Source organism: Streptomyces sp. NPDC089919, from assembly GCF_040684615.1.
Classification (GTDB): domain Bacteria; phylum Actinomycetota; class Actinomycetes; order Streptomycetales; family Streptomycetaceae; genus Streptomyces.
On sequence record NZ_JBFBGK010000019.1, the window covers coordinates 1 to 23,333 of the forward strand.

At 74.4% G+C, this 23,333-nt stretch carries 23 protein-coding genes, 1 other RNA gene and 1 pseudogene; 12 read left to right on the top strand and 13 right to left on the bottom strand.

The features are described 5' to 3' along the window. Positions 1-218 precede the first annotated feature (218 nt). Positions 219-725, top strand: coding sequence for a hypothetical protein (locus AB0O40_RS10985; RefSeq protein WP_365038178.1), 507 nt, complete (start codon positions 219-221; stop codon positions 723-725). Positions 726-791: 66 nt separating this feature from the next. On the opposite strand, the gene AB0O40_RS10990 is transcribed toward AB0O40_RS10985, so the two are convergent. From AB0O40_RS10990 to AB0O40_RS11000, 3 genes are all read right to left on the bottom strand, one after another. Next, positions 792-1,640, bottom strand: coding sequence for an alpha/beta hydrolase (locus tag AB0O40_RS10990; protein ID WP_365038181.1), 849 nt, complete (start codon positions 1,638-1,640; stop codon positions 792-794). Between the two features lie 166 nt (positions 1,641-1,806). After that, on the bottom strand, positions 1,807-1,998 hold the full coding sequence (locus AB0O40_RS10995; protein ID WP_365038184.1) for a hypothetical protein: 192 nt from the start codon (positions 1,996-1,998) through the stop codon (positions 1,807-1,809). 185 nt (positions 1,999-2,183) lie between these two features. Then, positions 2,184-3,368 (bottom strand): hypothetical protein, encoded by a 1,185-nt coding sequence (locus AB0O40_RS11000; protein WP_365038187.1) that lies wholly within the window; start codon positions 3,366-3,368, stop codon positions 2,184-2,186. A 175-nt stretch (positions 3,369-3,543) separates the two neighbouring features. Between AB0O40_RS11000 and AB0O40_RS11005 the strand changes: the two genes are divergently transcribed. The 4 genes from AB0O40_RS11005 to AB0O40_RS11020 all read left to right on the top strand — a co-directional run bounded on the left by AB0O40_RS11005 (position 3,544) and on the right by AB0O40_RS11020 (position 7,122). Continuing rightward, positions 3,544-4,401: a Nif3-like dinuclear metal center hexameric protein gene (locus tag AB0O40_RS11005; RefSeq protein WP_365038190.1), complete on the top strand. Its 858-nt coding sequence runs from the start codon at positions 3,544-3,546 to the stop codon at positions 4,399-4,401. Beyond that, positions 4,398-5,141 (top strand): C4-type zinc ribbon domain-containing protein, encoded by a 744-nt coding sequence (locus tag AB0O40_RS11010; protein ID WP_365038414.1) that lies wholly within the window; start codon positions 4,398-4,400, stop codon positions 5,139-5,141. Before AB0O40_RS11005 ends, AB0O40_RS11010 begins: the two co-directional genes overlap by 4 nt. Next, the gene (locus AB0O40_RS11015; RefSeq protein ID WP_365038193.1) at positions 5,141-6,415 is read left to right on the top strand and encodes a bifunctional RNase H/acid phosphatase; all 1,275 of its coding nucleotides are present in this window, start codon (positions 5,141-5,143) and stop codon (positions 6,413-6,415) included. The genes AB0O40_RS11010 and AB0O40_RS11015 overlap by 1 nt, the downstream gene beginning before the upstream one ends. A gap of 158 nt (positions 6,416-6,573) precedes the next feature. Continuing rightward, a complete protein-coding gene (locus AB0O40_RS11020) occupies positions 6,574-7,122 on the top strand; it encodes a hypothetical protein (protein ID WP_365038196.1) in 549 nt (182 codons plus the stop codon). A 48-nt stretch (positions 7,123-7,170) separates the two neighbouring features. Here AB0O40_RS11020 and rnpB read toward each other — a convergent pair. Next, positions 7,171-7,574: RNase P RNA component class A (gene rnpB / locus AB0O40_RS11025), an RNA gene on the bottom strand. Positions 7,575-7,652: 78 nt separating this feature from the next. Here rnpB and AB0O40_RS11030 point away from each other — a divergent pair. Beyond that, positions 7,653-8,433 (top strand): annotated as a pseudogene (locus AB0O40_RS11030) (MerR family transcriptional regulator). Continuing rightward, complete coding sequence (locus AB0O40_RS11035) at positions 8,430-9,056, top strand: hypothetical protein (RefSeq protein WP_365038199.1); 627 nt, start codon at positions 8,430-8,432, stop codon at positions 9,054-9,056. Before AB0O40_RS11030 ends, AB0O40_RS11035 begins: the two are co-directional and overlap by 4 nt. Here the strand turns inward: AB0O40_RS11035 and AB0O40_RS11040 are convergent. Then, positions 9,043-10,497 carry an RNB domain-containing ribonuclease gene (locus tag AB0O40_RS11040; protein WP_365038202.1) on the bottom strand — a complete coding sequence of 485 codons (1,455 nt, stop codon included), beginning with the start codon at positions 10,495-10,497 and terminating at the stop codon, positions 9,043-9,045. The genes AB0O40_RS11035 and AB0O40_RS11040 overlap by 14 nt on opposite strands. Positions 10,498-10,620: 123 nt before the next feature. Between AB0O40_RS11040 and yaaA the strand changes: the two genes are divergently transcribed. Further along, positions 10,621-11,421: a peroxide stress protein YaaA gene (yaaA, locus tag AB0O40_RS11045; RefSeq protein WP_365038417.1), complete on the top strand. Its 801-nt coding sequence runs from the start codon at positions 10,621-10,623 to the stop codon at positions 11,419-11,421. Positions 11,422-11,469: 48 nt separating this feature from the next. Here yaaA and ddaH read toward each other — a convergent pair whose 3' ends face one another. Continuing rightward, complete coding sequence (gene ddaH / locus AB0O40_RS11050; RefSeq protein WP_365038205.1) at positions 11,470-12,279, bottom strand: dimethylargininase; 810 nt, start codon at positions 12,277-12,279, stop codon at positions 11,470-11,472. 361 nt (positions 12,280-12,640) lie between these two features. Here ddaH and AB0O40_RS11055 point away from each other — a divergent pair, with 361 nt between their 5' ends. Continuing rightward, complete coding sequence (locus AB0O40_RS11055; RefSeq protein WP_365038208.1) at positions 12,641-13,393, top strand: bifunctional DNA primase/polymerase; 753 nt, start codon at positions 12,641-12,643, stop codon at positions 13,391-13,393. Positions 13,394-13,415: 22 nt separating this feature from the next. Here AB0O40_RS11055 and eda read toward each other — a convergent pair whose 3' ends face one another. The 3 genes from eda to AB0O40_RS11070 all read right to left on the bottom strand — a co-directional run bounded on the left by eda (position 13,416) and on the right by AB0O40_RS11070 (position 16,492). After that, positions 13,416-14,045, bottom strand: coding sequence for a bifunctional 4-hydroxy-2-oxoglutarate aldolase/2-dehydro-3-deoxy-phosphogluconate aldolase (gene eda, locus AB0O40_RS11060; protein ID WP_365038211.1), 630 nt, complete (start codon positions 14,043-14,045; stop codon positions 13,416-13,418). A 68-nt stretch (positions 14,046-14,113) separates the two neighbouring features. After that, positions 14,114-15,115, bottom strand: coding sequence for a small ribosomal subunit Rsm22 family protein (locus AB0O40_RS11065; RefSeq protein ID WP_365038214.1), 1,002 nt, complete (start codon positions 15,113-15,115; stop codon positions 14,114-14,116). A gap of 9 nt (positions 15,116-15,124) precedes the next feature. Continuing rightward, positions 15,125-16,492, bottom strand: a complete 1,368-nt coding sequence (locus AB0O40_RS11070; RefSeq protein WP_365038217.1) for a multidrug effflux MFS transporter — start codon at positions 16,490-16,492, stop codon at positions 15,125-15,127. Positions 16,493-16,593: 101 nt separating this feature from the next. On the opposite strand from AB0O40_RS11070, the gene AB0O40_RS11075 reads away from it, so the two are divergent. Both AB0O40_RS11075 and AB0O40_RS11080 read left to right on the top strand, forming a co-directional pair. Then, complete coding sequence (locus AB0O40_RS11075; protein ID WP_365038220.1) at positions 16,594-17,352, top strand: SDR family oxidoreductase; 759 nt, start codon at positions 16,594-16,596, stop codon at positions 17,350-17,352. A 47-nt stretch (positions 17,353-17,399) separates the two neighbouring features. Continuing rightward, positions 17,400-18,011, top strand: coding sequence for a GNAT family N-acetyltransferase (locus tag AB0O40_RS11080; protein WP_365038223.1), 612 nt, complete (start codon positions 17,400-17,402; stop codon positions 18,009-18,011). A 15-nt stretch (positions 18,012-18,026) separates the two neighbouring features. On the opposite strand, the gene AB0O40_RS11085 is transcribed toward AB0O40_RS11080, so the two are convergent. The 4 genes from AB0O40_RS11085 to efeO are packed head-to-tail and all read right to left on the bottom strand — an operon-like array spanning position 18,027 to position 22,407. After that, positions 18,027-19,016: a hypothetical protein gene (locus AB0O40_RS11085; protein WP_365038420.1), complete on the bottom strand. Its 990-nt coding sequence runs from the start codon at positions 19,014-19,016 to the stop codon at positions 18,027-18,029. Next, the gene (gene efeU, locus AB0O40_RS11090; RefSeq protein ID WP_365038226.1) at positions 18,904-19,863 is read right to left on the bottom strand and encodes an iron uptake transporter permease EfeU; all 960 of its coding nucleotides are present in this window, start codon (positions 19,861-19,863) and stop codon (positions 18,904-18,906) included. The genes AB0O40_RS11085 and efeU overlap by 113 nt, the downstream gene beginning before the upstream one ends. A 46-nt stretch (positions 19,864-19,909) precedes the next feature. Next, positions 19,910-21,208: an iron uptake transporter deferrochelatase/peroxidase subunit gene (gene efeB, locus AB0O40_RS11095; protein WP_365038229.1), complete on the bottom strand. Its 1,299-nt coding sequence runs from the start codon at positions 21,206-21,208 to the stop codon at positions 19,910-19,912. Between the two features lie 50 nt (positions 21,209-21,258). Continuing rightward, a complete protein-coding gene (gene efeO / locus AB0O40_RS11100) occupies positions 21,259-22,407 on the bottom strand; it encodes an iron uptake system protein EfeO (RefSeq protein WP_365038232.1) in 1,149 nt (382 codons plus the stop codon). 231 nt (positions 22,408-22,638) lie between these two features. Between efeO and AB0O40_RS11105 the strand changes: the two genes are divergently transcribed. After that, the gene (locus tag AB0O40_RS11105) at positions 22,639-23,292 is read left to right on the top strand and encodes a PhzF family phenazine biosynthesis protein (RefSeq protein WP_365038235.1); all 654 of its coding nucleotides are present in this window, start codon (positions 22,639-22,641) and stop codon (positions 23,290-23,292) included. Positions 23,293-23,333 lie beyond the last annotated feature (41 nt).

Here is a 23,333-nt window from a genome sequence, read left to right on the forward strand (position 1 = left end):
CTGGGGTGGGGTCTGGCTTCGCGCAGCGGCCGGGCGCGGGCCCGGAAGCCGCGCCTCAATCGCCGGCGGGGCTGGATATGCCACTCCCCGGGGGCGATCGGGACGTCCCCGGTGCGGCGGCCGTCATGGGTGGGCGGGTCCAGGTCCCGGGGCGCCGCCCCGGGCCCCGCGCCTCAAGCGCCGGCGGGCTGGAGTCGCCACTCTCCGGGGAGCCGGACATGCCACTCCGGTGGCAGTGGGGCGCGCTCGCCGCGCTGGTGGTGGCGGTGGGGGTGGCCCTGCAGGAGCGGCGGGCCGGGGCTGGCTTCGACGCGCTGATCATCGAGACCGGCTCGGCGGCCTTCTTCGCGGTCCTGGCGGCCCTCGCCTTCGCCGACCCGGACTCGGGCCTGCACGCCTACTCGGCCGCCCTCTCCGCCGGCACGCTCGCCCTGATCGCCGGGGTCTCGCTGCTGGTCCGCAAGCCCTTCACGCTCGGCATCGCCAAGCGCGGCACGCCCCGGGCGGTGTGGGGCACCAAGCCCTTCGTCCGGGCCAACACCGTCATCACGGCCGTCTGGACCGGCGCCTTCGCCCTGACCGCCGCCGCCCTCGCCCTCCTCGACCACGCCGGTCAGGCCCACTCCACCGCCGCCACCCTCGTCCAGGTCGCCGGCTTCGCCCTGCCGATGTACGTCACCAGCCGGTACGTCGCCGCCCGCCAGGCCGCCGCGGCCGCCCACTGACGGCCCGGACGCACCGGTGCCCCGGCCGACAGGAGTCGGCCGGGGCACCGGTGTGCGGTCCGGGCGTCAGGCGCGTACGCCGGCCTCGGTGAGGAAGTCGAGGAGCAGGGCGGTGATCTCCTCCGGGCGCTCCAGGGACGGGAGGTGGCCGGCCCAGTCGAGTTCCCGGTGGCGGGCGTGGGGGAGCAGGACGGCCAGCTCCGCGGCCAGCTCGCGGTGGTGGGCGAAGTCGTGGGCGCCGCCCACGGACAGCGCCGGCGCGGTGATCCCGGAGAGGTCGAACTCCGGCGCGGGCTGCGGGGCTTCCTCGGCGGCCGCGGGCTCCGGCTCGGCCTCGGGCTCGGCCTCAGCCGCCTCCGGCCCGGCGGCCTCGGCGGCCGCCACGGCCGCCGCCTCCGCCGCCAACTGCACGGTGAAGGCGTGGCGCTGCATCTCCGCCACCGCCGCCCGCGTCTCGGCGGAGGCCTCCGGGCCCAGCCAGGTGTCGACGTTCAGGGCCACCGCGCCCTCGAGGTCGTCCGCCTCCAGCAGTGCGTCCTCCCGGGCGCCCCAGGCGCGGATCTCCTCGCTCGGCGCCCGGCCGGGCAGCCCGGAGGCGAGCAGCGCCAGGGCCGTGACCCGCTCGGGGTGCCGGGCCGCGACGGCCAGCGACAGCTTGCCGCCGTACGAGGCGCCGACGAACGCGGCCCGCTCGATGCCCAGCGAGTCCAGCAGCTCCCACACGTCCGCGATCGGGTCGTAGTCGCCCGCCTCGGCCGGCGTCTCGCCGAAACCGCGGAGGTCGGCGCGGACCACCCGGTAGCCGGCGGCCTGGAACGCCTCCCACTGCGGGTCCCACATGCGGCGGTCGCAGACGCCGGAGTGGAGGAGGACGAGGGCAGGGCCGGATCCGGCCGCGTCATGGGAAAGAATCACGCCGGAGATCATCTCCGCCAAAAACTTTGCAGGTCAATGGGGTTTTGCCGCCAGGCGCGTCACACCCGGGCCGGCCCCCGGACGCACAACAGGGCCCGGGGAGCGGCTGCTCCCCGGGCCCTGTACGGCAACTCACCGGCCCGCGGGGCCGGTTCACCCCGGCCGGTCAGACCTCCAGCGAGGCCCCGGCCGGAGCCGAAGCGGAAGCGGTGGCGGTGGAACCGCCGGAGGTCCGGCGGTGGCGGCCGACGACCGGCTTGGCCGATTCCTCCGCCGGGGCGGCCCCGCCGCGGTGCCGGCCGCGGCCCTCGGCCCCCGCCGGGCGCGCCTGCATGGTGTCGGTCATGGCTTGAGACATCTGCGAAGTCACTCCGTCTTCACTACTCGGACTGTCGGCCGTGCCCCCCTGACGCAGCCGTTCCCCCAGTCGCAGAGGCATCTAACCAGACCGCACCGACAGTCTCCGAGTGCGAATCGCCCGCCGAGCCGTCCTCAAGCGTTTCTGGACGCACCGTCAAGCCGCCACCCCGGCCGCCGTCCTGCTCACCGCCCGGTCAGCGGAGCCTCCTGGAGCGGTACCGGCCGCGGGGCCGGCTTCGACCCGGCGGGTCCGGCCGCTCCGGCGGGCGGCTGCGCGGGCACCGAGACGGGGATCACCCTTATCGCCGGGACCGGATGCGGAATGGCCGTGGCGAGCACCCCGCACGGCACCTCGGGGGTGGCGTAGGGGAGTCGCAGCGTGCCCTCCCGGGTCCACAGGCCGGTCCCGCCCAGCCAGCCCACCGGCGGCCGCAGCCGGAACAGCCGCTTGTCGGCCGGCCGCCACAGCCCCAGCTCGTCCGGGGCATCCCCCTCGCCCGGCAGCCGCAGCGCCACCGCGGAGCTCTCCGGCATCAGCGCCTGGCCCGGCTGCACCGCGAACGGCACCGCCGACGCCCCCGCCGCCCGCAGGCACTCCGGGAACCGCACCGGCCGGGCGCTGCCCAGCACCCCCCAGCCCAGCCGGGGTTCCCCGGGCGCGTCGGAGCGGATCAGCAGCAGCCCGCTGTCCGGCTCCGCCAGCAGCAGCCGGTCCTCGCTCTCCTCGGCGATCTGCAGCAGCGGGGTGACCTCGCCGCCCCGGCTCAGGTCCACCGAGACCGCCTTGACCCGGCCGCCCAGCTCCCGGTCCAGGGCCAGCAGCCGGCCCGCCCGGTCCAGCCACACGCCCCCCGAGCAGGCGCCCGCGACCTCCGCCACCGGCACCGGCCCGCCCCCGGCGGTGCCGGTGCCCGCGGGGCGCGGCACCGGGGTGCCCGTACCGCCGTCCCCGGCGACCAGCCAGAGCGCGCTGCCCTTGCGCCCGACGACCAGGGCGTAGGCGCTGCGGCCGTCCGGCGCGGGCGGCAGCAGCCGGACCCGCTGGCCCTCCTCGGCGGCGATGGTGCCCAGCGGCAGCTCGCCGGTGCGCGGTCCCGACGCGTGCCCCGTCGGGTAGAGCAGGGCGAAGGCGTGCCGGTCCGCGACCCGGCGGTGGATCAGCACCCGCCCGTCGGCCAGCGGCAGCACCTCGCTGTCGGCCTCCTCGGGCTGCTCCAGGGGGAGCGGCACCGCGTACGGCTCGGGACCTTCGAACGTCCAGCGCTCGGGGAACCGGGCCTCTCCGTCGCCCGCCAGCCGCGCGGCGTACGAGCCGTCCGCGGCGATCGTGAAGGCGGGAGCGGCGGTCTCGATGGCACAGGCTGTCATCGGTACGTCACCTCCAGCGAGGAAGCTAGTTTTCGCACTTCCTGCCGAACAACACGAGCACACCCGCTTCACACATAAGGGTGGCCACCGGGCGATTCGCCTGAGGAAGCCGATGCGGTTGTGCTGCCGGGCCGTGGGACCGGCCGGCGGCCCTACGGACGGTAGCCTTGGCTCCGTGCCCCGTCTGTCTGAAGTCATCGCCGCGCTCGACGCCCTCTGGCCCCCCGAGCGGGCCGAGCAGTGGGACGCGGTCGGAACGGTCTGCGGCGACCCGGACGCCGAGGTCGGCCGCGTGCTGTTCGCGGTGGACCCGGTCCAGGAGATCGCCGAGGAGGCCGTGCGCATCGGTGCCGACCTGGTCGTCACCCACCACCCGCTCTGGCTGCGCGGCACCACGACCGTCTCGGCCGGCACCTTCAAGGGCAGGGTCGTGCACACGCTCATCAAGCACGACATCGCCCTGCACGTGGCGCACACCAACGCCGACACCGCCGACCCCGGCGTCTCCGACGCCCTGGCCGGCGCGTTGGACCTGCGGATCACCGGCCCGCTGGTACCCGACCCCACCGACCCGGCGGGCCGCCGGGGCCTGGGCCGGATCTGCGAGCTGGACCGCCCCGAGACCCTGCGCGAGTTCGCCGCCCGCGCCGCAGCCCGGCTGCCGCGTACCGCCCAGGGCATCCGGGTGGCCGGCGACCCCGACGCGGTCATCCGTACCGTCGCGGTCAGCGGCGGCTCCGGCGACAGCCTCTTCCCGCAGGTCAGGGCGGCCGGGGTGGACGCCTTCCTGACCGCCGACCTGCGGCACCACCCGGTGTCCGAGGCGCGCGAGACCGGCCCGCCGGCCCTCGTCGACGCCGCCCACTGGGCCACCGAGTGGCCCTGGTGCGAGCAGGCCGCGGCCCAGCTCGACGCGATTTCCGACCGGCACGGCTGGGGTCTGCGCACCCACGTCTCGCACACGGTCACCGACCCCTGGACCGGCCACGCGCCGTCCACCGTCCCCACCACTACCGATGGAGCCCCCAACTGAACGCCGAGCCCGCCGACCAGATCCGACTTCTCGACGTCCAGGCCCTGGACGTACGGCTGTCGCAGCTCGCCCACAAGCGCAAGTCGCTGCCCGAGCACGCCGAGCTCGACTCCCTCACCAAGGACCTGGCCCAGCTGCGCGACCTGCTGATCGCCGCCCAGACCGAGGAGAGCGACACCGCCCGCGAGCAGACCAAGGCGGAGCAGGACGTCGACCAGGTCCGCCAGCGCGCGGTCCGCGACCAGCAGCGCCTGGACTCCGGCGCCGTCTCCTCGCCCCGCGACCTGGAGAACCTCCAGCGCGAGCTGGTCTCCCTCGCCAAGCGCCAGGGCGACCTGGAGGACGTGGTCCTCGAGGTCATGGAGCGCCGCGAGTCCGCCGCCGAGCGGGTCACCGAGCTGACCGAGCGCGTCTCCTCCGTGCAGGCCAAGACCGACGACGCGACCTCCCGCCGGGACGCCGCCACCGCCGAGCTGGACGCCGAGGCCGCCTCGGTCACCAAGGAGCGCGAGGTCGTCTCCGGCTCCGTGCCGGCCGACCTGATCGCCCTGTACGAGAAGATCCGCGCCAAGCAGGCCGGCGTGGGCGCGGCCAAGCTGTACCAGCGCCGCTGCATGGGCTGCCAGATCGAGCTGGACATGGCCGAGATCAACGAGATCAAGGCCGCGGCCCGCGACAAGGTGGTGCGGCACGAGAACTGCGGCCGGATCCTGGTCCGTACGGCCGACTCGGGCATCTGATGCGACTGGTCGTCGAGGCGGACGGCGGCTCCCGGGGCAACCCGGGGCCCGCCGGCTACGGCGCGGTCGTGCTCGACCCGGCGACGGGCGAGACGCTGGCCGAGCGGGCCGAGTACATCGGCGTCGCGACGAACAACGTCGCCGAGTACAAGGGCCTGGTCGCCGGGCTCAAGGCGGTGGCCGAGCTCTTCCCGGACGCCGAGGTCCTGGTCCGGATGGACTCCAAGCTGGTCGTCGAGCAGATGTCCGGCCGCTGGAAGATCAAGCACCCGGACATGAAGCCGCTGGCCGCCGAGGCCGCCCGGGTCCTGCCCGGCCGCCAGGTGACGTACCAGTGGATCCCGCGCGAGCAGAACAAGCACGCGGACCGGCTGGCCAACGAAGCCATGGACGCCGGCAAGAAGGGCAAGCAGTGGGCCCCCTCGGCCTCCTCGGCGGCCCTGGACGCGGGCACCGCCCGCGCCCTGGCCGTGCCGCCGCCCGCGGGTCCCCCCGGGGACGCGGCGGCGGGCGCCGCGGCGGCCCGGGCGGCGCTCGCGGCCGGCAGCGCGGCGCGGAACGCCGCAGCCCCGGCCCCGGCCCCCGCGGCCGTGGCCACCGAGGCCCCGGCGGCCGCGACCAGCGGCGCCCCCGGCTGGGGCGCCCCCGACCTGGGCACCCCCGCGACCTTCGTGCTGCTGCGGCACGGCGAGACGGCGCTCACGCCCCAGAAGCGGTTCTCCGGCAGCGGCGGCACCGACCCGGAGCTGTCCCCGGCCGGGCTGCGGCAGGCCGAGGCGGTGGCCGCCTCGCTGGCCGCCCGCGGCACGATCCAGGAGATCGTCACCTCCCCGCTGCGGCGCTGCCGGCAGACCGCCCAGGCGGTGGCCCAGCGCCTCGGCCTCGACGTCACCGTCGAGGAGGGGCTGCGGGAGACGGACTTCGGCGCCTGGGAGGGCCTGACCTTCGCCGAGGCGCGCGAGCGCTTCCCGGCGGAGCTGGACGCCTGGCTGGCCTCGCCCAAGGCGGCGCCGCCCGGCGGCGAGAGCTTCGCCGCGGTCGCCCGCCGCGTCACGGCCGCCCGGGACCGGCTGCTGACCCGCCATCAGGGCCGCACCGTCCTGCTGGTCACCCACGTGACCCCGGTCAAGACGCTGGTGCGGCTCGCCCTCGGGGCGCCGCCGGAGGCGCTGTTCCGCATGGAGCTGGCCGCGGCCTCGCTCTCGGCGGTGGCGTACTACACCGACGGGAACGCCTCGGTCCGGCTGCTGAACGACACGTCACATCTGCGGTGAACCTGCGTTGACGCAGGTCGGAGGGGTGTCGTCCGGTTCAGCCGGACGGCATCCTTCCGAAAAATGCCCCCTTCCGGGTGGCTCGAAAGTGTGTGCACCATTCCGGTGATCTTCGGCTCGCTCCGTGCGAGTCGCCACTTCTGACGAAGGAAACCGGAATGTCCCGCATGCGTCTGCTCGCCGTGCCCGTGCTCGCCGCGGCCATGGGCCTGGCCACCGCGACCACGGCCTCCGCCGCCACCGCGTCCATCACCAAGGCCGAGTACGACAAGGTCAAGCTCGGCAGCTCCATCGCCACCCTGAAGGCCACCGCGGGCACCGGCGCCTGCAAGCTGGTCGACAGCTCCTCCGGCGGCGGTATCACCTACAAGACGTACGACTGCAAGGGCAACAAGGCCTACAGCACCGCGTCCTTCACCTTCAGCAACAACAAGCTCGGCATCAAGACCCAGGCCGGCCTGGACGGCGGCACGTCCAACGGCAAGATGACGAAGGCCAAGTACCTCAAGATCACCAAGGGCAAGACCATCGCGCAGATGAAGGCGATCGCGGGCTCGGGCACCTGCGTGCGCGTCGCCCAGGCCTCGTCGACCGGCGGCTACTACAGCTCGATGTACGAGTGCACCCAGTCCAGCACCTTCGGCGCGGCCAGCTTCCTCTTCGAGAAGGGCAAGCTGACCATCCGCTCGCAGTCCGGCCTGCGCTAGTCGCACCCAGGGGGCGCAGTAGATAGGGGGGGCCCGGCGGAAAGGCGGCAGACGAGTCGGCCTGTACGCCGGGTTCTGTCTCCCGGAGACCTCGCGGTCGCCGGGGAGACGGCCATCCATCTAGGACCGGTGTTGCCACCGGTCTCGTGCGGTCTACCCGCGGACTCGGGCGGGCAGCCCTCGAACGTCCGCGCAGGACCGGATCGCTCCGGTCCTTCTTGACCTTGCTCCAGGTGGGGTTTACCTAGCCGCCTGAGTCACCTCAGGCGCTGGTGGTCTCTTACACCACCGTTTCACCCTTACCGGGGGCCGAAGCCCCCGGCGGTCTGTTTTCTGTGGCACTGTCCCGCGGGTCACCCCGGGTGGGCGTTACCCACCACCCTGCCCTGTGGAGCCCGGACGTTCCTCGGCGGGGCTTTTGCGTTCCCCGACGCGGCCGTCCGGCCGGCTCGTCTGCCGTGGTGACCATGCTACCCGGGCCCGCGGGCGCCGCTTGACCCTGCCGCAGCGGCAGGGTTTCTACTGGCCCCATGCGGATCGGAGAGATCGCCGCCCTCTCCCCCAGCTACCGCTGGGAGGTGCCCCCAGGTCACCACCCGGGCGATCCGGCACTACCACCATGTCGGGCTGCTGCCCGAGCCCCACCGCCGGGCCAACGGCTACCGCGCGTACACCGTGCGGGACGCCGTCCTGCTGGCCCGGATCCGGCGGCTGACCGAGCTGGGCCTGGCCCTGGACGAGGTGCGCGACGTGCTCGCCGACGAGGCCGGCCGCGAGCTGGCCGAGGTACTGGCGGAGCTGGACGCCGACCTGGCCCGGCAGGAGGCGGAGATCCGGGAGCGCCGCCGTCGGCTGGCCGCGCTGCGCGAGGCGCCCGACGGGGACACCGAGGCGCTCTCGCCCGCCCTGGCGGCCCTGCTGGCCACCGCCCCCGCCACCGACTCCCCGACGGCCGCCAAGGACCGGGAGCACCTGGCCCTGCTGGACACCGCGGGCACCGGCGGCGCGGAGCTCTACGCCGCCCTCGCCCCGCTGGCCGCCGACCCGGGCGTGCTCGCCCTCTACGAGCGGCTGGACGAGCTGGTGGACGCGGCCCCGGACGACCCCCGGATCGGCCCGCTGGCCCGGGACCTGGTCGCGGCCGTGCCCCCCGAGGTGCTGGCGGCCCTGCCCGCCGCCGGGCCCGCGGCCCCCGGCTTCACCCGGGCGCTCCTCGAGGACTTCGCCCCCGCCCAGGCGGAGGTGGTCCGGCTCCTGATGGCCGGCATGCAGCAGAAGATCACCGCGGCACGGAAGGACGGCGGGACATGACGAGGACGACGGCCCCGGCCGCGACACCGGTGTGGCTGCGCCGGCTGGTCGCCCACGAACTGCGCGGACTGGCCTCGCTCTGGCTGTGGGTGCGGCGGCGCCGGCACGGCGTCCGCGCCGGCGACCTGGCCGCCGGGTACACCGGCCCCCAGACCGCGATGGTGTACGGCATGCTCTTCGTCTCCGTGATCGAGACGGTGGGCCTGGCGCTGCTGATCCCCTGGCCGGCCGTGCACCGGGCGGTGCTCGTGCTCGACCTGTACGGGATCGTGCTGGTGCTCGCCCTGCACGCGGCCTGTGTGACGCGGCCGCACGTGGTGCGCGCCGACGGGTCCCTGCGGGTGCGGTACGGCGCGCTGTTCGACCTGGAGGTACCGGCCGACGCCATCGCCTCCGTACGGGTGGACCGGCGCTATCCCGAGGGCCGGCTGCTCCAGGCCGGTCCGGACGGGAGCCTGGACCTGGTCGTGGGCAGCCAGACCACCGTCAGCGTGGCACTCACCCGGCCGCTGGCGTACCTCCGGCCGCTGGGGGCCCGGGGCGAGGCGACCTGCCTGCGGTTCCACGCCGACGACCCGGCCGCCCTGGTCGGGGCGCTGCGGGCGGCCGCTACGAGAGCGTGAAGAGCACCTGGTCGTGCTCGGCCGCCGGGTCCGCCTGGTCGAGACGGACCCGGACGGTCGTGCCCAGCAGGGGCGAGAGGTCCCGGTCCGCGCCGACCCTGGCGACCACGGGCGGGTCCGCCAGCTGCACCTGACCGCGCTCCGGGTGGCCCTTCTCCGCGTCCGTGTCCACCAGCGCGGCGTCGAAGAACTCGCCCTTGCGGTGCAGCAGCAGCGCCGCCTCCATGATGTCCACGGAACCCCCGTCCGCCTGGCTGCCCTTGCTCCGCTTCATGTCCGCGGGGAGGCCCGGCAGGGCGGCCAGCACCCATGCGGGCGGGTCCTGCCCGGCGCAGGCCGCCACGGCCAGCTCGCCGCTGTACCGGTCGACCAGCCGCCGCAGCGGGGCGGTGGCGTGGGCGTAGGGCGCGGCGATCGCCGCGTGCATCGTCAGGGCCGGCGGGTGGTGGTCCGTGAAGGAGGTGTACTCCGCCTTGAGCAGCATGGCCCGGGCCTCGTGCAGGAAGGCGGCGTGCTTCTGGTTCGTCTCCGGTCGCAGGCTGCGCACCAGGTCGGCGTACGAGAGGTGGTGCGGCCAGTCGATGCCCAGGAACGCGGCGATCGCGTGCACCCGGGCGACCACGTCCGGCGCGCTGGTGCCCTGCACCCGCAGCACGCCCGCCCCGCTGTCCAGCATGATCTTCGCCGCGGCCATGCCGGTCATCAGGGAGATCTGCTCGTTCCACCCGTCCACCGGCAGCTGGGCCCGGTAGGTCAGCCGGAACTGCCCGTCCTCGAAGGTGACCTCCTGGTCGGGCAGGTCGAGCGAGATGCCGCCGCGCGCCACCTCGACGGCCTGGCGCAGCGTGCCGACCTCGCGCAGCAGGACCAGCGGCTCTTCGGCCGTGCCCGCGTCGATGGCCCGCTGGACCGCCGCGTAGTCCAGCTGGGCCCGGCTGCGGACCAGCGCCCGGCGGACCGTGGACCGCACGACCTCGCCGTGCGCGTCCAGGTCGTGCTGCCACAGCAGGGCCGGGGCGTTCTGGTCCCGCAGCAGGCTGGCCGCGCCCTCCGAGAGGGCCGGCGGGTGCAGCGGCACCTTGCCGTCGGGGAAGTACAGCGTCTCGACCCGCTTGTGGGCCTCGGTGTCCAGCGCCCCGCCGGGCGGGACGAAGGCCGCCACGTCGGCGATGGCGTAGTACACCCGGAAGCCGCCGCCGGGCCGCCGCTCCAGGTACATCGCCTGGTCGAGGTCCTTGGCGCCCGGCGGGTCGATCGTGAACAGCGGCAGCTCGGTGGCGTCCTCGTCGGGCAGGCTCGGCGCGTGCACGGCGGCCTCGGCCTCGGCCAGCACGGCCGGCGGGAAGGCGGCGGGGACCTGGAGCCGGGTCCGCAGCTTCTGCAGGGCGGACCGCAGCGCGGCTTCGGCGTCCTCGGACAGGCGCATCGGGCGGCGGGGCATGCCCCGAGCGTAGGGCGGGGGAGGGGCGCCCGCACGGCGGACGGCGGCCGGGAGCCCGCCCGGCACCCCCTACGCTGGTGGCGGGGCCGCACCCCCGTCCCGTACGTGAAGAAGGAGAACCCCGTGCTCGTGCTGCTGCCGCCGTCCGAAGGAAAGGCCGCCGGCGGCTCCGGCGCACCGCTCAAGCCCGAGGGGCTCTCCCTGCCGGGGCTGGCCGCGGCCCGGGCCGCGGTCTTCGAGGAACTGGTCGAGCTGTGCGCGGGCGACGAGGACAAGGCCCGCGAGGTGCTGGGGCTGAGCGAGGGCCTGCGCGGCGAGGTCGCCAAGAACGCCGAGCTGCGCACCGCCGCCGCCCGCCCGGCCGCCGAGATCTACACCGGCGTCCTCTACGACGCCCTGGACCTGGCCGGGCTCGAACCGGCCGCCCGCGCCCTGGCCTCGCGCACCCTGCTGGTCTTCTCCGGCCTGTGGGGTGCCGTCGGCGTGGACGACCGGATCCCCTCCTACCGCTGCTCGATGGGCGTCAAGCTGCCCGCCCTCGGCGCGCTGGGGGCGTACTGGCGGACCCCGATGGCCGAGGTCATGCCGGCCGCGGCCGGCGACGGGCTGGTGCTGGACCTGCGCTCGGCCGCCTACGCCTCGGCCTGGAAGCCCAAGGGCGAGGTCGCCGGGCGGACCGCCACCGTGCGGGTGCTCCAGTCGCAGATCGTGGACGGCGTGGAGAAGCGGTCCGTGGTCAGCCACTTCAACAAGGCCACCAAGGGCCGGCTGGTCCGGGACCTGCTGCGGACCGGCACCGTCCCGGCCGGCCCGGCCGAGCTGCGCACCGCGCTGCGGGACCTGGGCTACCTGGTCGAGGGCGAGGCGCCGGCCAAGCCGGGCAAGGCCTGGTCCCTGGACGTGGTGGTCACCGAGATCCACTGACCCGGGTGCGGGGCCCGGCCGTAGACCGGCCGGACCCCGCCCGCCGGTCTACGGCCGCAGCTCCTGCGTGCAGCACTTCACGCTGCCACCGCCCTTGAGGAGTTCGCCCAGGTCCATGCCCAGCGGCTCGAAGCCGCGGGCCCGCAGCGGGGCGAACAGCCCCACCGCCGCCTGCGGGAGCAGGACGTGGTGCCCGTCCGAGACGGCGTTGAGCCCCAGCGCGGCCGCGTCGGCGGCGGTGGCGATCAGCGCGTCGGGGAAGAGCCGGCGCAGCACCGCCCGGCTGCCCGGCGAGAAGGCGTCGGGGAAGTACATGACCTCGTCGCCGTCCAGCACCGACAGCGCGGTGTCCAGGTGGTAGTACCGCGGGTCCACCAGGTCCAGCCCGATCACCGGGCGGCCGAAGAACTCCTGCGCCTCGTCGTGCGAGAGCGGCGAGGACCGGAAGCCCCGGCCGGCCAGCACGTACGAGGCGGTGACCGCGAAGTCCCCCTCGCCCTCGTTGACGTGCGAGGGCTCGTGGACGTCGGTGAAGCCGTGGGCCCGGAACCAGGCCAGGTGCTCCTCGGCCTCGGCGGTCCGCTCCGGATAGGCGAAGCGGGCGCCCAGCACCCGGCCGTCGATGACGGTGGCGCCGTTGGCCGCGAAGACCATGTCCGGCAGCTCGGGGCGGGGCTCCAGCAGCTCCACGGTGTGGCCGAGCGCCCGGTAGCGGTCGCGCAGGTCCTCCCACTGGGTCATGCACAACGACAGGTCCACCGGCTTGGCGGGATCCATCCACGGGTTGATGGAGTACGTGACCTTGAAGTGCGTGGGTGGGCACATCAGGTACCGGCGGGGTGTGGCGTCTCGGCGCAAAGAAGGCTCCTCACGGGACACGACGACCGCGACGCGAGGGTTGGCGGCGCGGAAGAGAATCGTCTCTCCTCCGGCCCGGCCGCGCATTGAACTGTTCGGGTGGTTTGTGGTCGCGGAGGGCGAACGGAGGGTGGCGAAAGTCACCGGGGCGCTGCCCGGATCCGGGCGGGGAGGCGGCACACACGTGCGGAGGCCGGTCCCCGCACGGGTTGATTGTCGATATATGGGCCTATTTGTCGAGGGGGTGAGGGGAGCGGAAGGTAGGGGTCCGCGGCCCCGGTTGAGGAGTGCGGTCACCCGGGGCCCAGGATGGTGGGAGCATGGAACGGTCTGCCGGGGCCGACGGAGGATGAGGGGATACATGGGGTCTGGATCCGACCGCGTCAAACGCGGTGAGCAGAACAGGATTTCCCAGTGGCTGGGCCGGCTGCGCAAGCCCGCCGTCGCCGAGGACCCCGGGCGTGACCGCGAGACGATGCTGCTGGCCGTGGCGGCGGCGGGGATGCCGATAGCCCCCGCGGCCCATCCGGTCGGCTATCGATGTTCGTGCGACCGCATGGGCTGCCCCACCCCCGCCCGGCACCCGCTCTCCTTCGCGTGGCAGACCCAGTCCACCACCGACCGCGGCCAGATCGAGCGCTGGGCCCGCAACCACCCGCAGGCCAACTTCATCACCGCGACCGGCATGGTCCACGACGTCCTGGACGTCCCGCTGGCCGCCGGGCGGGCCGCCCTCAAGAGGCTGCTGGCCGCCGGGATCGAGCCCGGCCCGGTCGTCCAGTCCTCGGACGACGAGACGCACGGCCGGCTGATGTTCTTCACCGCCACCCGCGGCACCCCCGAGGACGAGGACGAGTGGTGGCCCTGTGAGCTGGACTGCCACCCCGAGACCATGGACGAGCACCCGGGGCTGCGCTGGCACTGCCGCGGCAGCTACGTCCTCGTCCCCCCGGCCGAGCTGCCGGGCGAGCAGTCCGTCCGCTGGATCCGCGGACCGGAGAACCCCCTCCCGGACCCGCTGACCCTGCTGGAGACCCTGACCGACGCCTGCGCCCAGCACGCGGCCGAGGCCGACCACGACGCCCACGCGGTGGCCTGGCCGCTGAGCCGCTGACCCGTCCCGGGCCGGTGCCGCCTCAGCGGGCGGCCGGTCCGGCCAGCACGGCGGCCGCGGCCGCCAGGGCCGTGACCCGGCCCCAGTCCCGGGCGGCCAGCACGTCCGGGGGGAGCAGCCAGCTGCCGCCGACGCAGGCGACGTTCGGCAGCGCGAGGTAGTCGGGTGCGGCGGCCGCCGTGATGCCGCCGGTCGGGCAGAAGCGCGCCGCCGGGAAGGGCCCCGCGAGGGAGCGCAGGTAGCGGGTGCCGCCCGCGGCCTCGGCGGGGAAGAACTTGAAGTCCCGGACCTCCTGCTCGTGCAGCACCTGCACCTCCGAGGCGGTGGAGACCCCCGGCAGGCAGGGCACCCCGCTGGCCCGGAAGGCCGCCAGCAGCCCCGCCGAGCAGCCGGGGCTGACCAGGAAGCGCGCCCCGGCCGCGACCGCCCGCTCGGCGTCCCCGGCGCGCAGCACGGTACCGGCGCCGACCACGGCCTCCGGGACCTCGTCGCGGACGGCCCGGATCGCCTCCAGGGCGCGGTGCGTGCGCAGCGTGATCTCGACCGCGGTCAGCCCGCCGGCCACCAGCGCCCGGGCGACCGGCACGGCGTCGGCCGGCTCCTCGATGACCAGCACCGGCATGACGGGCGCCGTGAACTCGAACCGCAACATGCCGCCATCGTCCGACCCATGTGCCCTCTGCGCAACGGCCGTTGCGCACAGCGCAACACGGCCCGCCGCTACTCGGCCGGGTCGGCCTCGGGCGGGGGCCAGGGGGCGCCCCAGTCGGTGTCGCGGGCGGCGCGGTAGAGGGTGCCGTGGCGCTTGGTGACCGTGGTGCGGGAGAGGCCGTCGGGGCCGCAGAGGTCCAGGAGGACCTGGCCCTTGCGGATCTGCGGACGCCGCGTGATCCGCGAGGCGGCCGGCTCGACCGGGAACCGGGTCGCCGCCACGTAGCTGAACTTCTCGTCCTCGTACGCCAGCGACCCGCCCTTGACCTTCCGGTGCAGGGAGGACCGGCTCACCCGGGCCGAGAAGTGGCACCAGTCCGCGCCCACCTCGATCGGGCAGGCGCCGGAGTGCGGGCAGGGCGCCGCGACCGTGAAACCGGCCGCGATCAGCTGGTCCCGGGCCGCCCGGATCCGCAGGTAGCCCTCCGGCGTCCCCGGCTCGACGACCAGCACGGCCTGTGCGGTCCGCGCCGCCTCCGCCACCACGGCCGTCCGCGCCTGCTCGGTCAGTTCGCCCAGGACGTACGAGACCGTCGCCAGGTCCGCCGCCGGCAGCGCCAGGGCCGTGCCGATCACGGCCCGGCTCCACTGCGCGTCCTTCAGCACCGGCGACCCGGAGGCCCCGGCCAGCTCCCGGCCCAGCGCCAGCGCCGGCTCCGCCCAGTCCAGGACCGTGGTCCGGCGGGGGCCCGCCCAGATCGCGTCCACCGCCCAGGTCGCCGCGCCGGTACCGCCGCCGACGTCCACGTGGGAGGCCGGGGCGAACCCCGGCGCCGCGTCCGCGAAGGCCGCCAGGGCCGAGCGCACCGCCTCGAAGGTGGCCGGCATCCGGTACGCCGCGTAGGCGACGACGTCGGAGCGGTCGCGCAGCACGGGCGCGTCGGTCGGGGTGCGGCCCCGGTAGTTGGCGATCAGCCGCTCGACGGCGGCCGAGGCCTGCTTGGGCGGGAGGCCGTCGAGCAGCCCGGCGAGCGCGCCGCGCAGCGCGTCGGCGGTGGGGATGGCGTTCACCTGAAGAGTCTAGGCGGCCGGCGCGGTGCCCCCGGCCGGTGCGGTCCTCCCGGCCGGTGCCGTGTCCCCGGCCGCCGCCGGGCGGCACAGGAAGCGCAGGCAGCCCGCCGCCGCCAGCGCGCAGGACAGCTGGACCACCGCCATCGGGACCGCCGTCCCCTCGCCCGCCAGGCCCACCAGCGGCGAGGCCGCCGCGCCGACCAGGAACTGCGCGGTGCCCAGCAGCGCGGAGGCGCTGCCGGCGGCGTGCGGGGTGTGCATCATGGCCAGCGCGTTGGTGTTGGGCAGCGCGACGCCCATCGCCGACATCATCACGAACAGGCTCGCCGCCACCGGCACCAGCCCCGCCGACCCGAACACCCCCGTGGTCAGCAGGACCAGCGAGGTGGTCGCGGCCACGCTGAGCAGCAGCGCGCCCGACAGCAGCCGGTCCAGCGGCACCCGGCCCACCAGCAGCTTGCCGTTGACCTGGCCGGCGATGATCAGGCCGACCGCGTTGAGCCCGAAGAGCAGGCTGAAGGCCTGCGGGGAGGCCCCGTAGACCTCCTGCATCACGAAGGGCGAGGCGGTGATGTACGAGAAGATCGTGGCGAAGGTGAAGCCGCCGGCCAGCATGTAGCCGGTGAAGACCCGGTCCCGCAGCAGCCCCCGCATGGTCCGCAGGGCCGCGGCCGGACCGCCGGAGTTGCGCCGCTCCGGCGGCAGCGTCTCGGCCAGCAGCCGCCAGACCGCCAGCGCCAGCAGCACCCCGAAGGCGGCCAGCACCAGGAACACCGCCCGCCAGGGCGCGAACCGCATCAACTGCCCGCCGATCAGCGGGGCGATCACCGGGGCCGCCCCCGAGATCAGCAGCAGCGTGGAGAAGAAGCGGGCCATCTCCATGCCGTCGTACAGGTCCCGGACGCAGGCCCGGGCGATCACGATGGTGGCCGAGCCGGCCAGGCCCTGGGCCAGCCGGCAGCCGATCAGCAGCCCGACGCTCGGCGCCACCGCGCAGGCCAGACTGGCCAGGACGTACCCGGCCAGACCGGCCAGCAGCGGCCGGCGCCGGCCGTACCGGTCGCTGAGCGGGCCCACCACCAGCTGGCCGAGCGCGGTGCCGGCCAGGCAGGCGGTCAGGGTGAGCTGGATCGCCGCGGCGGGGCTGGCGAGCTCGTCGGTGATCTCCGGCAGGGCCGGCAGGTACATGTCCATGGTGAGCGGGGTGATCGCGCTCAGCGCCCCGAGCAGGAAGGTGACCAGCAGGCCGGTGCGGCGGGCGGCGGTGGTGCCGGGCGGACCGGCGGGCTGGGGGAGGCCGCGGCGTCCCGGGCCCCGGGCGGGGGCGGCCGAGGCGGCGGTGGCGGTCGTTCCGGGCGCGGGTCCGGTGTCGCTCATGGGGCCTCCCCATCGTGTGCGCGCATGCCCCCGCGCACCGTGCGTTTCAGCAGGCGGAACGTCCGGGGGCCGGGTCTGCTCGTCCCGTACTCTGCGGCCTCATGGACGCACCTCAGAAGAAGATCGCTGTAGTGACCGGCGCGGGCTCCGGCATCGGCCGGTCCGTGGCGCTCGCACTGGCCGGGGCGGGCTGGTCCCTGGCGCTGGCCGGCCGGCGCCTCGCCGCGCTCGAGGAGACGGCCGCGGCGGCCGGGTCCGCGGAGGTCCTGTGCGTACCGGCGGACGTGAGCGACCCGGCGGAGGTGGCCGCGCTCTTCGGGGCCGTCCGGGAGCGGTACGGGCGGCTCGACCTGCTCTTCAACAACGCGGGCACGTTCGGGCCGGCCGGGGTCGCGCTGGAGGACATCTCCTACGAGGCGTGGCGTTCGGTGGTGGACGTGAACCTGACCGGGGCGTTCCTGTGCGCGCAGGCGGCCTTCCGGCAGATGAAGGAGCAGGACCCGCAGGGCGGCCGGATCATCAACAACGGCTCCATCTCGGCGCAGGTGCCGCGGCCGAACTCGGTGGCCTACACGGCGACCAAGCACGCGGTGACCGGCCTGACGAAGTCGCTCTCGCTGGACGGCCGGCCGTACGGGATCGCCTGCGGGCAGATCGACATCGGCAATGCCGCCACGGAGATGACGGAGCGGATGCAGACCGGGATCCTGCAGGCGAACGGGTCGCTGGCGGTCGAGCCGGTGATGGCGGCGGACGACGTGGCGCGGACGGTGCTCCACATGGCGTCCCTGCCGCTGTCGGCGAACATCCAGTTCACCACGGTCCTTGCCACCAACATGCCCTACATCGGCCGAGGCTGACCGCCCCACCGCGGCCCGGTTGCGCTCGGCGGGGGCAGACTGGGGGGATGCGGATTGAGATGTACGGGGAGTTGCCCGGGGCGTTGCGGGTGCAGGTGGAGGCGCTGCAGGACGAGGCCTGGCCGCCCGAGGGCGAGGCGACGTACGGGCACGATCCGCTGCTGCGCCCCCGCTCCATGGTCCTGGTCGACGCCGACGGCCGCGTACTCGCCGCCCTGGACCTGCTGTTCAAGACGCTCCACCACGCCGGCGAACAGTGGCGCGCCGCCGGCCTGAGTGCCGTCGTCACCCACCCCGCCGCCCGCGGCCGGGGCCACGGCCGCCGCCTGGCCGAGGCCGCCCGCACGGCCCTGGCCGAAGGGACGGTCCCGCCCGACGGAAGAGACCCGTCAGGCAGGGCCGAACCGGTCGCCGTCGAGGTCGGGTTGTTCACCTGTGACCGGGGGCTGGCGCGGTTCTACCGGGCGGCCGGGTGGGCGGAGCTGGGTGGGAGCGTGCTGGTGGGCGGGACGCCCGAGGAGCCGTTTCCCAGCGATCGGGCCGGCTTCGACAAGGTCACCATGGGGGCGTTCTTCACCGACCGGGCCCGCGCCGCCCGCCCGCTCTTCACCAGTGCCCGCATCGGTCTGTACCCGGGCACGATCGACCGGTTGTGGTGACCGGGGCGGCCGCAGTCAGGAGCCCTGGGCGGAGACCAGGGCCTGGGTGCGGCTGAGGAAGAGGGCCTTGGCGCCGGCCGGCCCGGCCGGGGGGACCGAGACCGTCTGGGCCGACAGGAACTCCCGTACCAGCGTCGTGTCGGCCGTGCCCGTGATCAGGGCCCGCAGGCTCGCGCTGGTCGGCAGCTTGGCCCCCTTCACCGACTTGTCGATCTTCTGCTGCTCGACGTGCCGGGAGGAGAAGAAGACGAAGCCGCCGCCGTTCTGCGTGCGCAGCCCGATCGGGAGGTACGCGCCCGCGTCCAGCGGCTGGTCGATCCACTGCGTGGTCATGCCCGGCTTGTCGGCGTACCGGGCCCGCACGGCCCGCCGGCCGGTGGTCTCGTCCCCCGGCGCGAAGCCGTTGGGCCGCCCGTCCGCCAGGTAGGCGGTGTACCGCTTGCTCAGCTCGGCCGGCGCGATCGCCAGGTCCGTCGCGTGCGGGTCGAGCGGTTCGGCCCAGCCCTGCGGGTCCGTCGTGAAGGCCGGCACCTCCTGCGGCATCAGGACGGCCACGTACGTGACCTTCCACGGCAGGTCGGCGGCGAACTTGGTGAAGACCAGCATCACGCGGCTGCTCGCCTTAGAGGTCCCGGTGTCCCGGTTGCTGTCGGTGTTCGCGACGAAGAAGCGCGGCCAGCCGGTGGCCTTCGGGATGACGAAGGAGGCGTCGCTCAGCACCAGCGGCTTGAACTTGGTGTTCCCGCCCGGCTTGAGGGCCTTGAGGGTCCGCAGGCCGGCCTTCTTGCCGTCCCCGTAGGGCCCGGCCACCACGGCGTCCAGCAGCCGGGCGTCATAGGCCTGCTCGGCCTTGTTGTACGTGACGAGGAAGTCCTTGAGGGCCGTCGCGGCCTCAGGCCTGGTCGCCGACGGTACGAGCGCCTGCTCCCCGTGCACCGTCACGCAGCCGCTCGCCGTCAGCGCCGCCGCGCTCAGCAGTGCCGTCAGCAGGCCCCGCCTGGTCAGCCTTCCCACCCCGTTCAACCTTCTGCTCCTTCGCCCCCGTCGACGGACGAAACCCTACCGGGGCCAGGAAGAGCGCCAGCGTGGGGATCAGGTACAGCGCCCACACCGTGACCTGGAGGACGGTCGGGTCGGGCTGGAAGTTGAAGGTGCCCTTGAGGAGCGTGCCGTACCAGCTGTCCGGCGGGATGGTGGCGCTGATGTCGAAGGCCGTGGTGCCCAGGCCGCCGAGGAAGTCGGCCTCCTGGAGGTCGTGCACGCCGTACGCGAGCACGCCCGCGGCGACCACGACCAGCATCCCGCCGGTCCAGGTGAAGAACTTCGCCAGGTTGATCTTCAGCGCACCGCGGTAGAAGAGCCAGCCCAGCAGGATCGAGGTGGCGATGCCCAGCAGCGCCCCGGTGAGCGGGCCCGCGCCGTCGCCGGCGGCCCGCACCGAGCCCCAGACGAAGAGCGAGGTCTCCAGCCCCTCCCGGCCCACGGCCAGCAGGGCGGTGCCCACCAGCGCGCCGGTGCCCATGGCGAGGGCCGCGTCCAGCTTGCCGTGCAGCTCGGCCTTCAGGTGCCGCGCGGTGCGCTTCATCCAGAAGACCATCCAGGTCACCAGGCCGACGGAGAGGATCGACAGGCTGCCGCCCAGCGCCTCCTGCGCCTTGAAGGTGAGCTCGGAGCTGCCGAACTCCAGCCCCGCGCCGAAGGCGAGGCTGATGGCGACGGCGATGCCGACGCCGGCCCAGATGGCCGGCAGCTTGTGCTGGTTGCCGGTCTTGACCAGGTAGGCGACGAGGATGCAGACGACCAGGCTGGCCTCCAGACCCTCGCGCAGGCCGATCAGGTAGTTGCTGAACACGGTGGTTCCCTCCTCTGCGAGCTACGGGCTACGGGGTGCGGCGCCGTCAGGCGAACAGCGCCCGGCCCCACCAGTCGTCCTTGCCGCGGACGCCCGGCGGGACGGCGAAGACCGCCGAGCCCACGTGCTGGATGTACTCGTTGAGGGCGTCGTGGCCGGCCAGGCTGCGCTGCACCGGGATGAAGCCGGTGCGGACGTCGCGCTGGTAGGCGAGGAAGAACAGGCCGGCGTCCAGGCGGCCGAGGCCGTCGGTGCCGTCGGTGAAGGAGTAGCCGCGGCGCAGGATGGTCGCGCCGTGGTTGCTGTCCGGGTGGGCGAGGCGGACGTGCGCGTCCGGCTTCATCGCCTTCAGGAAGGGCTCGTCGCGCTCCTTGGACTTGCCCACCGGGGCGCCCTCGGCCTTGTCGCGGCCGAAGACGTCCTCCTGCTCCGCGAGCGAGGTGCGGTCCCAGGTCTCGATGTTCATCCGGATCCGGCGGGCCACCAGGTACGAGCCGCCGGCCATCCAGGCGGCGGCGCCGGGGACGTCCTTGGGCGCGACCCAGACGTGCCGGTCGAGCGCGGCGTCGTCGGTGCCGGAGACGTTCCGGGTGCCGTCCTTGAAGCCCATCATGTTGCGCGGGGTCTGCGCGTCCGGGGTCGTCGAGGAGGTCTTGCCGAAGCCGAGCTGCGACCAGCGCATGGCGACCTTGCCGAAGCCGATGCGGGCCAGCTGGCGGATGGCGTGCACGGCGACCTGCGGGTCGTCGGCGCAGGCCTGGACGCACAGGTCGCCGCCGGAGCGGGCCGGGTCCAGGTTGTCGCCGGGGAAGCGCTCGAGGTCGACCAGCGCGTCCGGCCGGCTGCCCTCCAGGCCGAAGCGGCCCTTGGCGAAGAGCGAGGGGCCGAAGCCGACGGTCAGGGTGAGCCGGGAGGGCTTGAGGCCCAGGGCCTCGCCGGTGTCGTCCGGCGGGGCCTCCGGGAGGCCGCCGACCGCGCCCTCGCCGACCGGCAGGCCGGCGGTCATCCGCTCGGCCGCGCGGGTCCACTCCTTCAGGAGCTCGATCAGCTCGGCGCGGTCCGTGGTCTTCACGTCGAACGCGGCGAAGTGCAGCCGGTCCTGGACGGCGGTGGCGATGCCGGCCTGGTGGGCGCCGTGGAAGGGCACCGCCGCGCCGCTGAGGGCGGCCGGCACCGGGTCGCCAGAGCTGCCGAGCGCGGCGGCCGTGCCGCCCGCGGCGGCGGCGCCGAGGGCCAGGCCCGCGCCGCCCCAGCCCAGCAGGGAGCGGCGGGAGGGGCCGCCCTGGCCGGCGGGGGCCGGCTCGGCCACGGCGGTCTCCTCGACCACGGCGTTCTCTTCGGACATCTCAGGCTTCCCGGACATGGGTGGCACCCCCTGGAGGATTGCGCGGAGGATTACTTGGCGACGGCGGCGGCGAGGTGGGACAGGGGCTCACCCAGGGCGCTCACCGCGTCCGAGAGCTCCTTGCGCTGGTCCTTGCCGACCTTGTCGTACGAGGTGAAGACGTACGACGCCTTGTCGGTCCGGTACGTGTCGAGCAGGGTCTCCATGGCCGCGAACTGCTTGTCCAGCTCGGCGGTCAGCTTCGCGTCGTTCTTCGAGGCGTGCGGCTTCAGCAGCTCGTAGGCCTTCTGCGCGCCCTCGACGTTGGCCTTGAAGTCGACCAGGTCGGTGTGGCTGTAGCGCTCCTCCTCGCCGGTGACCTTGCCGGAGGCGACCTCGTCGAGGAGCTCCTTGGCGCCGTTGGCCATCGAGGTGGGGGTGATCTCGGCCTTGCCGACGCGCTTCTGCCAGTCGGTCAGGTCGGTGATCAGCTGGTCGGCGAGCTTCTTCTCGTTGTCGCCGATCTTCTTGTCGGCCCAGAGGGACTTCTCCAGCTTGTGCCAGCCGGTCCAGTCCTTGGCCGGGTCCTGGCCGGCCTCCAGGCCGTCCTCGCGGACGTCGACCTTGGGGTCGATGTCACCGAAGGACTCGGCGACCGGCTCGGTGCGCTCCCAGCCCAGGCGGGAGTCGGCGTACAGCGTCTTGGCCTTCTCGACGTCGCCGGCCTTGACCGCCTCGGCGAAGGCCTTGGCCTTCGGCAGGGTCTCGTCGGCCTGCTCCTGCACCCACTTGCGGTACTCGGCCACGGCGGTGTCCAGCTCGGGGCTGCGCGCGGCGGTGGCGCCCTTGCCGGTGATCTTGAGGGGCTGGCGGATGCCGTCGCCCTTCATGCCGGGCTTGCAGGCGACGGTGTAGTCGCCGGCCTTGATCTCGGCGGTGACGGTGGCCTTGGTGCCGGGGCCGATGTTCTCCCGCTCGGTGACGATCCGGTCGTCCGGGAAGAGCACGTAGACCTCGGTGACCTTGGAGCCCTTGTTCTCCACGTCGAAGACGACCTTGCCGGCCGGGAACTCCTTGACCGAGACCTCGCAGGCGGTGTCCGTCGCCTTGACGGTGATCGCGTCGGAGCCCTTGTCGCTCTTCTCGGCGCAGCCGGTGACTGCGGTCAGGGCGGCGGCTGCGGCGGCAGCGGTCACGACGGAGAGGCGGACGGGACGCATATGCGGGCTCCTGGCGAGGGTCAGAGGACCGCCTCGGGGGAGAGGCGACCGGGTGAGGCGGACCTAACTTAACCGAGGCTTACCTGACCGATACCCACTCGTCCAGTGATTCACCTAACACCTGCCCGGCGGGGCTACGGCGCCATCACGGCACCCCTACGGTGCGGTCATGGACAGGTAAAGGGATGTTCAAGTCGCCGGGTGTACCAGCATGCGTGCTTGAATTCCGGCGTGAACGATCTCGACGTGCTCAAGGTCTTCTGCGCCCCCGACGGCGGCAACGGCAACGCCCTCGGCGTGGTCCGCGACGGCCGGGCCTACCCCGACGACGCCTCCCGCGAGGCGCTCGCCGCCGAGCTGGGCTTCAGCGAGACGGTCTTCGTCGACGACCCCGAGCGGGGGGTGGTCGACATCTGGTCCCCCGGGATGCGGATGCCCTTCGCCGGCCACCCGCTGGTCGGCACCGCCTGGCTGCTGGACATCGAGGAGCTGGTGGTGCCCGCCGGCGAGGTCTGGGCCCGCTGCGACGGCGAGTTCACCTGGATCACCGCCCGGGCCGACTGGGCCGCGGGCCGCCGGCTGGAGCAGTACGCCAGCGCCGCCGAGGTCGACGCACTGCCCAGCCCGCCGCCGGGCGAGGGCTGGCTGTACGCCTGGGCCTGGGAGGACGAGACGGCCGGGCGGGTGCGGGCCCGGGGCTTTCCCCGGCGCGGCGGCATCGCCGAGGACGAGGCCACCGGCGCGGCCGCGATCGCCCTGACCGCCCGGCTCAACCGGGCCCTGAACATCCGCCAGGGCGCCGGCTCCCAGCTGCTGACCGCCCCCGGCCCGGACGGCACCGTGGAGCTCGGCGGCCGCGTCCGCTTCGCCCCGCCCACGCCGTAACGATTCCGCGGGCGGATGGACGTACGTACGTCTGGGGCGGG

Bases quoted from the DNA above. Each gene is read 5' to 3' on its own strand.
- eda (WP_365038211.1), bottom strand. From the start codon at position 14,045: ATGTTGCGGTTCGAGTTCACGGCGCCCGTCATGCCGGTGCTGGTCATC.
- AB0O40_RS11080 (WP_365038223.1), top strand. From the start codon at position 17,400: ATGCGGATTGAGATGTACGGGGAGTTGCCCGGGGCGTTGCGGGTGCAG.
- efeB (WP_365038229.1), bottom strand. From the start codon at position 21,208: ATGTCCGAAGAGAACGCCGTGGTCGAGGAGACCGCCGTGGCCGAGCCG.
- efeO (WP_365038232.1), bottom strand. From the start codon at position 22,407: ATGCGTCCCGTCCGCCTCTCCGTCGTGACCGCTGCCGCCGCAGCCGCC.
- AB0O40_RS11035 (WP_365038199.1), top strand. From the start codon at position 8,430: ATGACGAGGACGACGGCCCCGGCCGCGACACCGGTGTGGCTGCGCCGG.
- AB0O40_RS11015 (WP_365038193.1), top strand. From the start codon at position 5,141: ATGCGACTGGTCGTCGAGGCGGACGGCGGCTCCCGGGGCAACCCGGGG.
- AB0O40_RS11070 (WP_365038217.1), bottom strand. From the start codon at position 16,492: ATGAGCGACACCGGACCCGCGCCCGGAACGACCGCCACCGCCGCCTCG.
- AB0O40_RS11000 (WP_365038187.1), bottom strand. From the start codon at position 3,368: ATGACAGCCTGTGCCATCGAGACCGCCGCTCCCGCCTTCACGATCGCC.
- AB0O40_RS11075 (WP_365038220.1), top strand. From the start codon at position 16,594: ATGGACGCACCTCAGAAGAAGATCGCTGTAGTGACCGGCGCGGGCTCC.
- AB0O40_RS10985 (WP_365038178.1), top strand. From the start codon at position 219: ATGCCACTCCGGTGGCAGTGGGGCGCGCTCGCCGCGCTGGTGGTGGCG.
- AB0O40_RS11040 (WP_365038202.1), bottom strand. From the start codon at position 10,497: ATGCCCCGCCGCCCGATGCGCCTGTCCGAGGACGCCGAAGCCGCGCTG.
- AB0O40_RS10995 (WP_365038184.1), bottom strand. From the start codon at position 1,998: ATGTCTCAAGCCATGACCGACACCATGCAGGCGCGCCCGGCGGGGGCC.
- AB0O40_RS11055 (WP_365038208.1), top strand. From the start codon at position 12,641: ATGGGGTCTGGATCCGACCGCGTCAAACGCGGTGAGCAGAACAGGATT.
- AB0O40_RS11020 (WP_365038196.1), top strand. From the start codon at position 6,574: ATGTCCCGCATGCGTCTGCTCGCCGTGCCCGTGCTCGCCGCGGCCATG.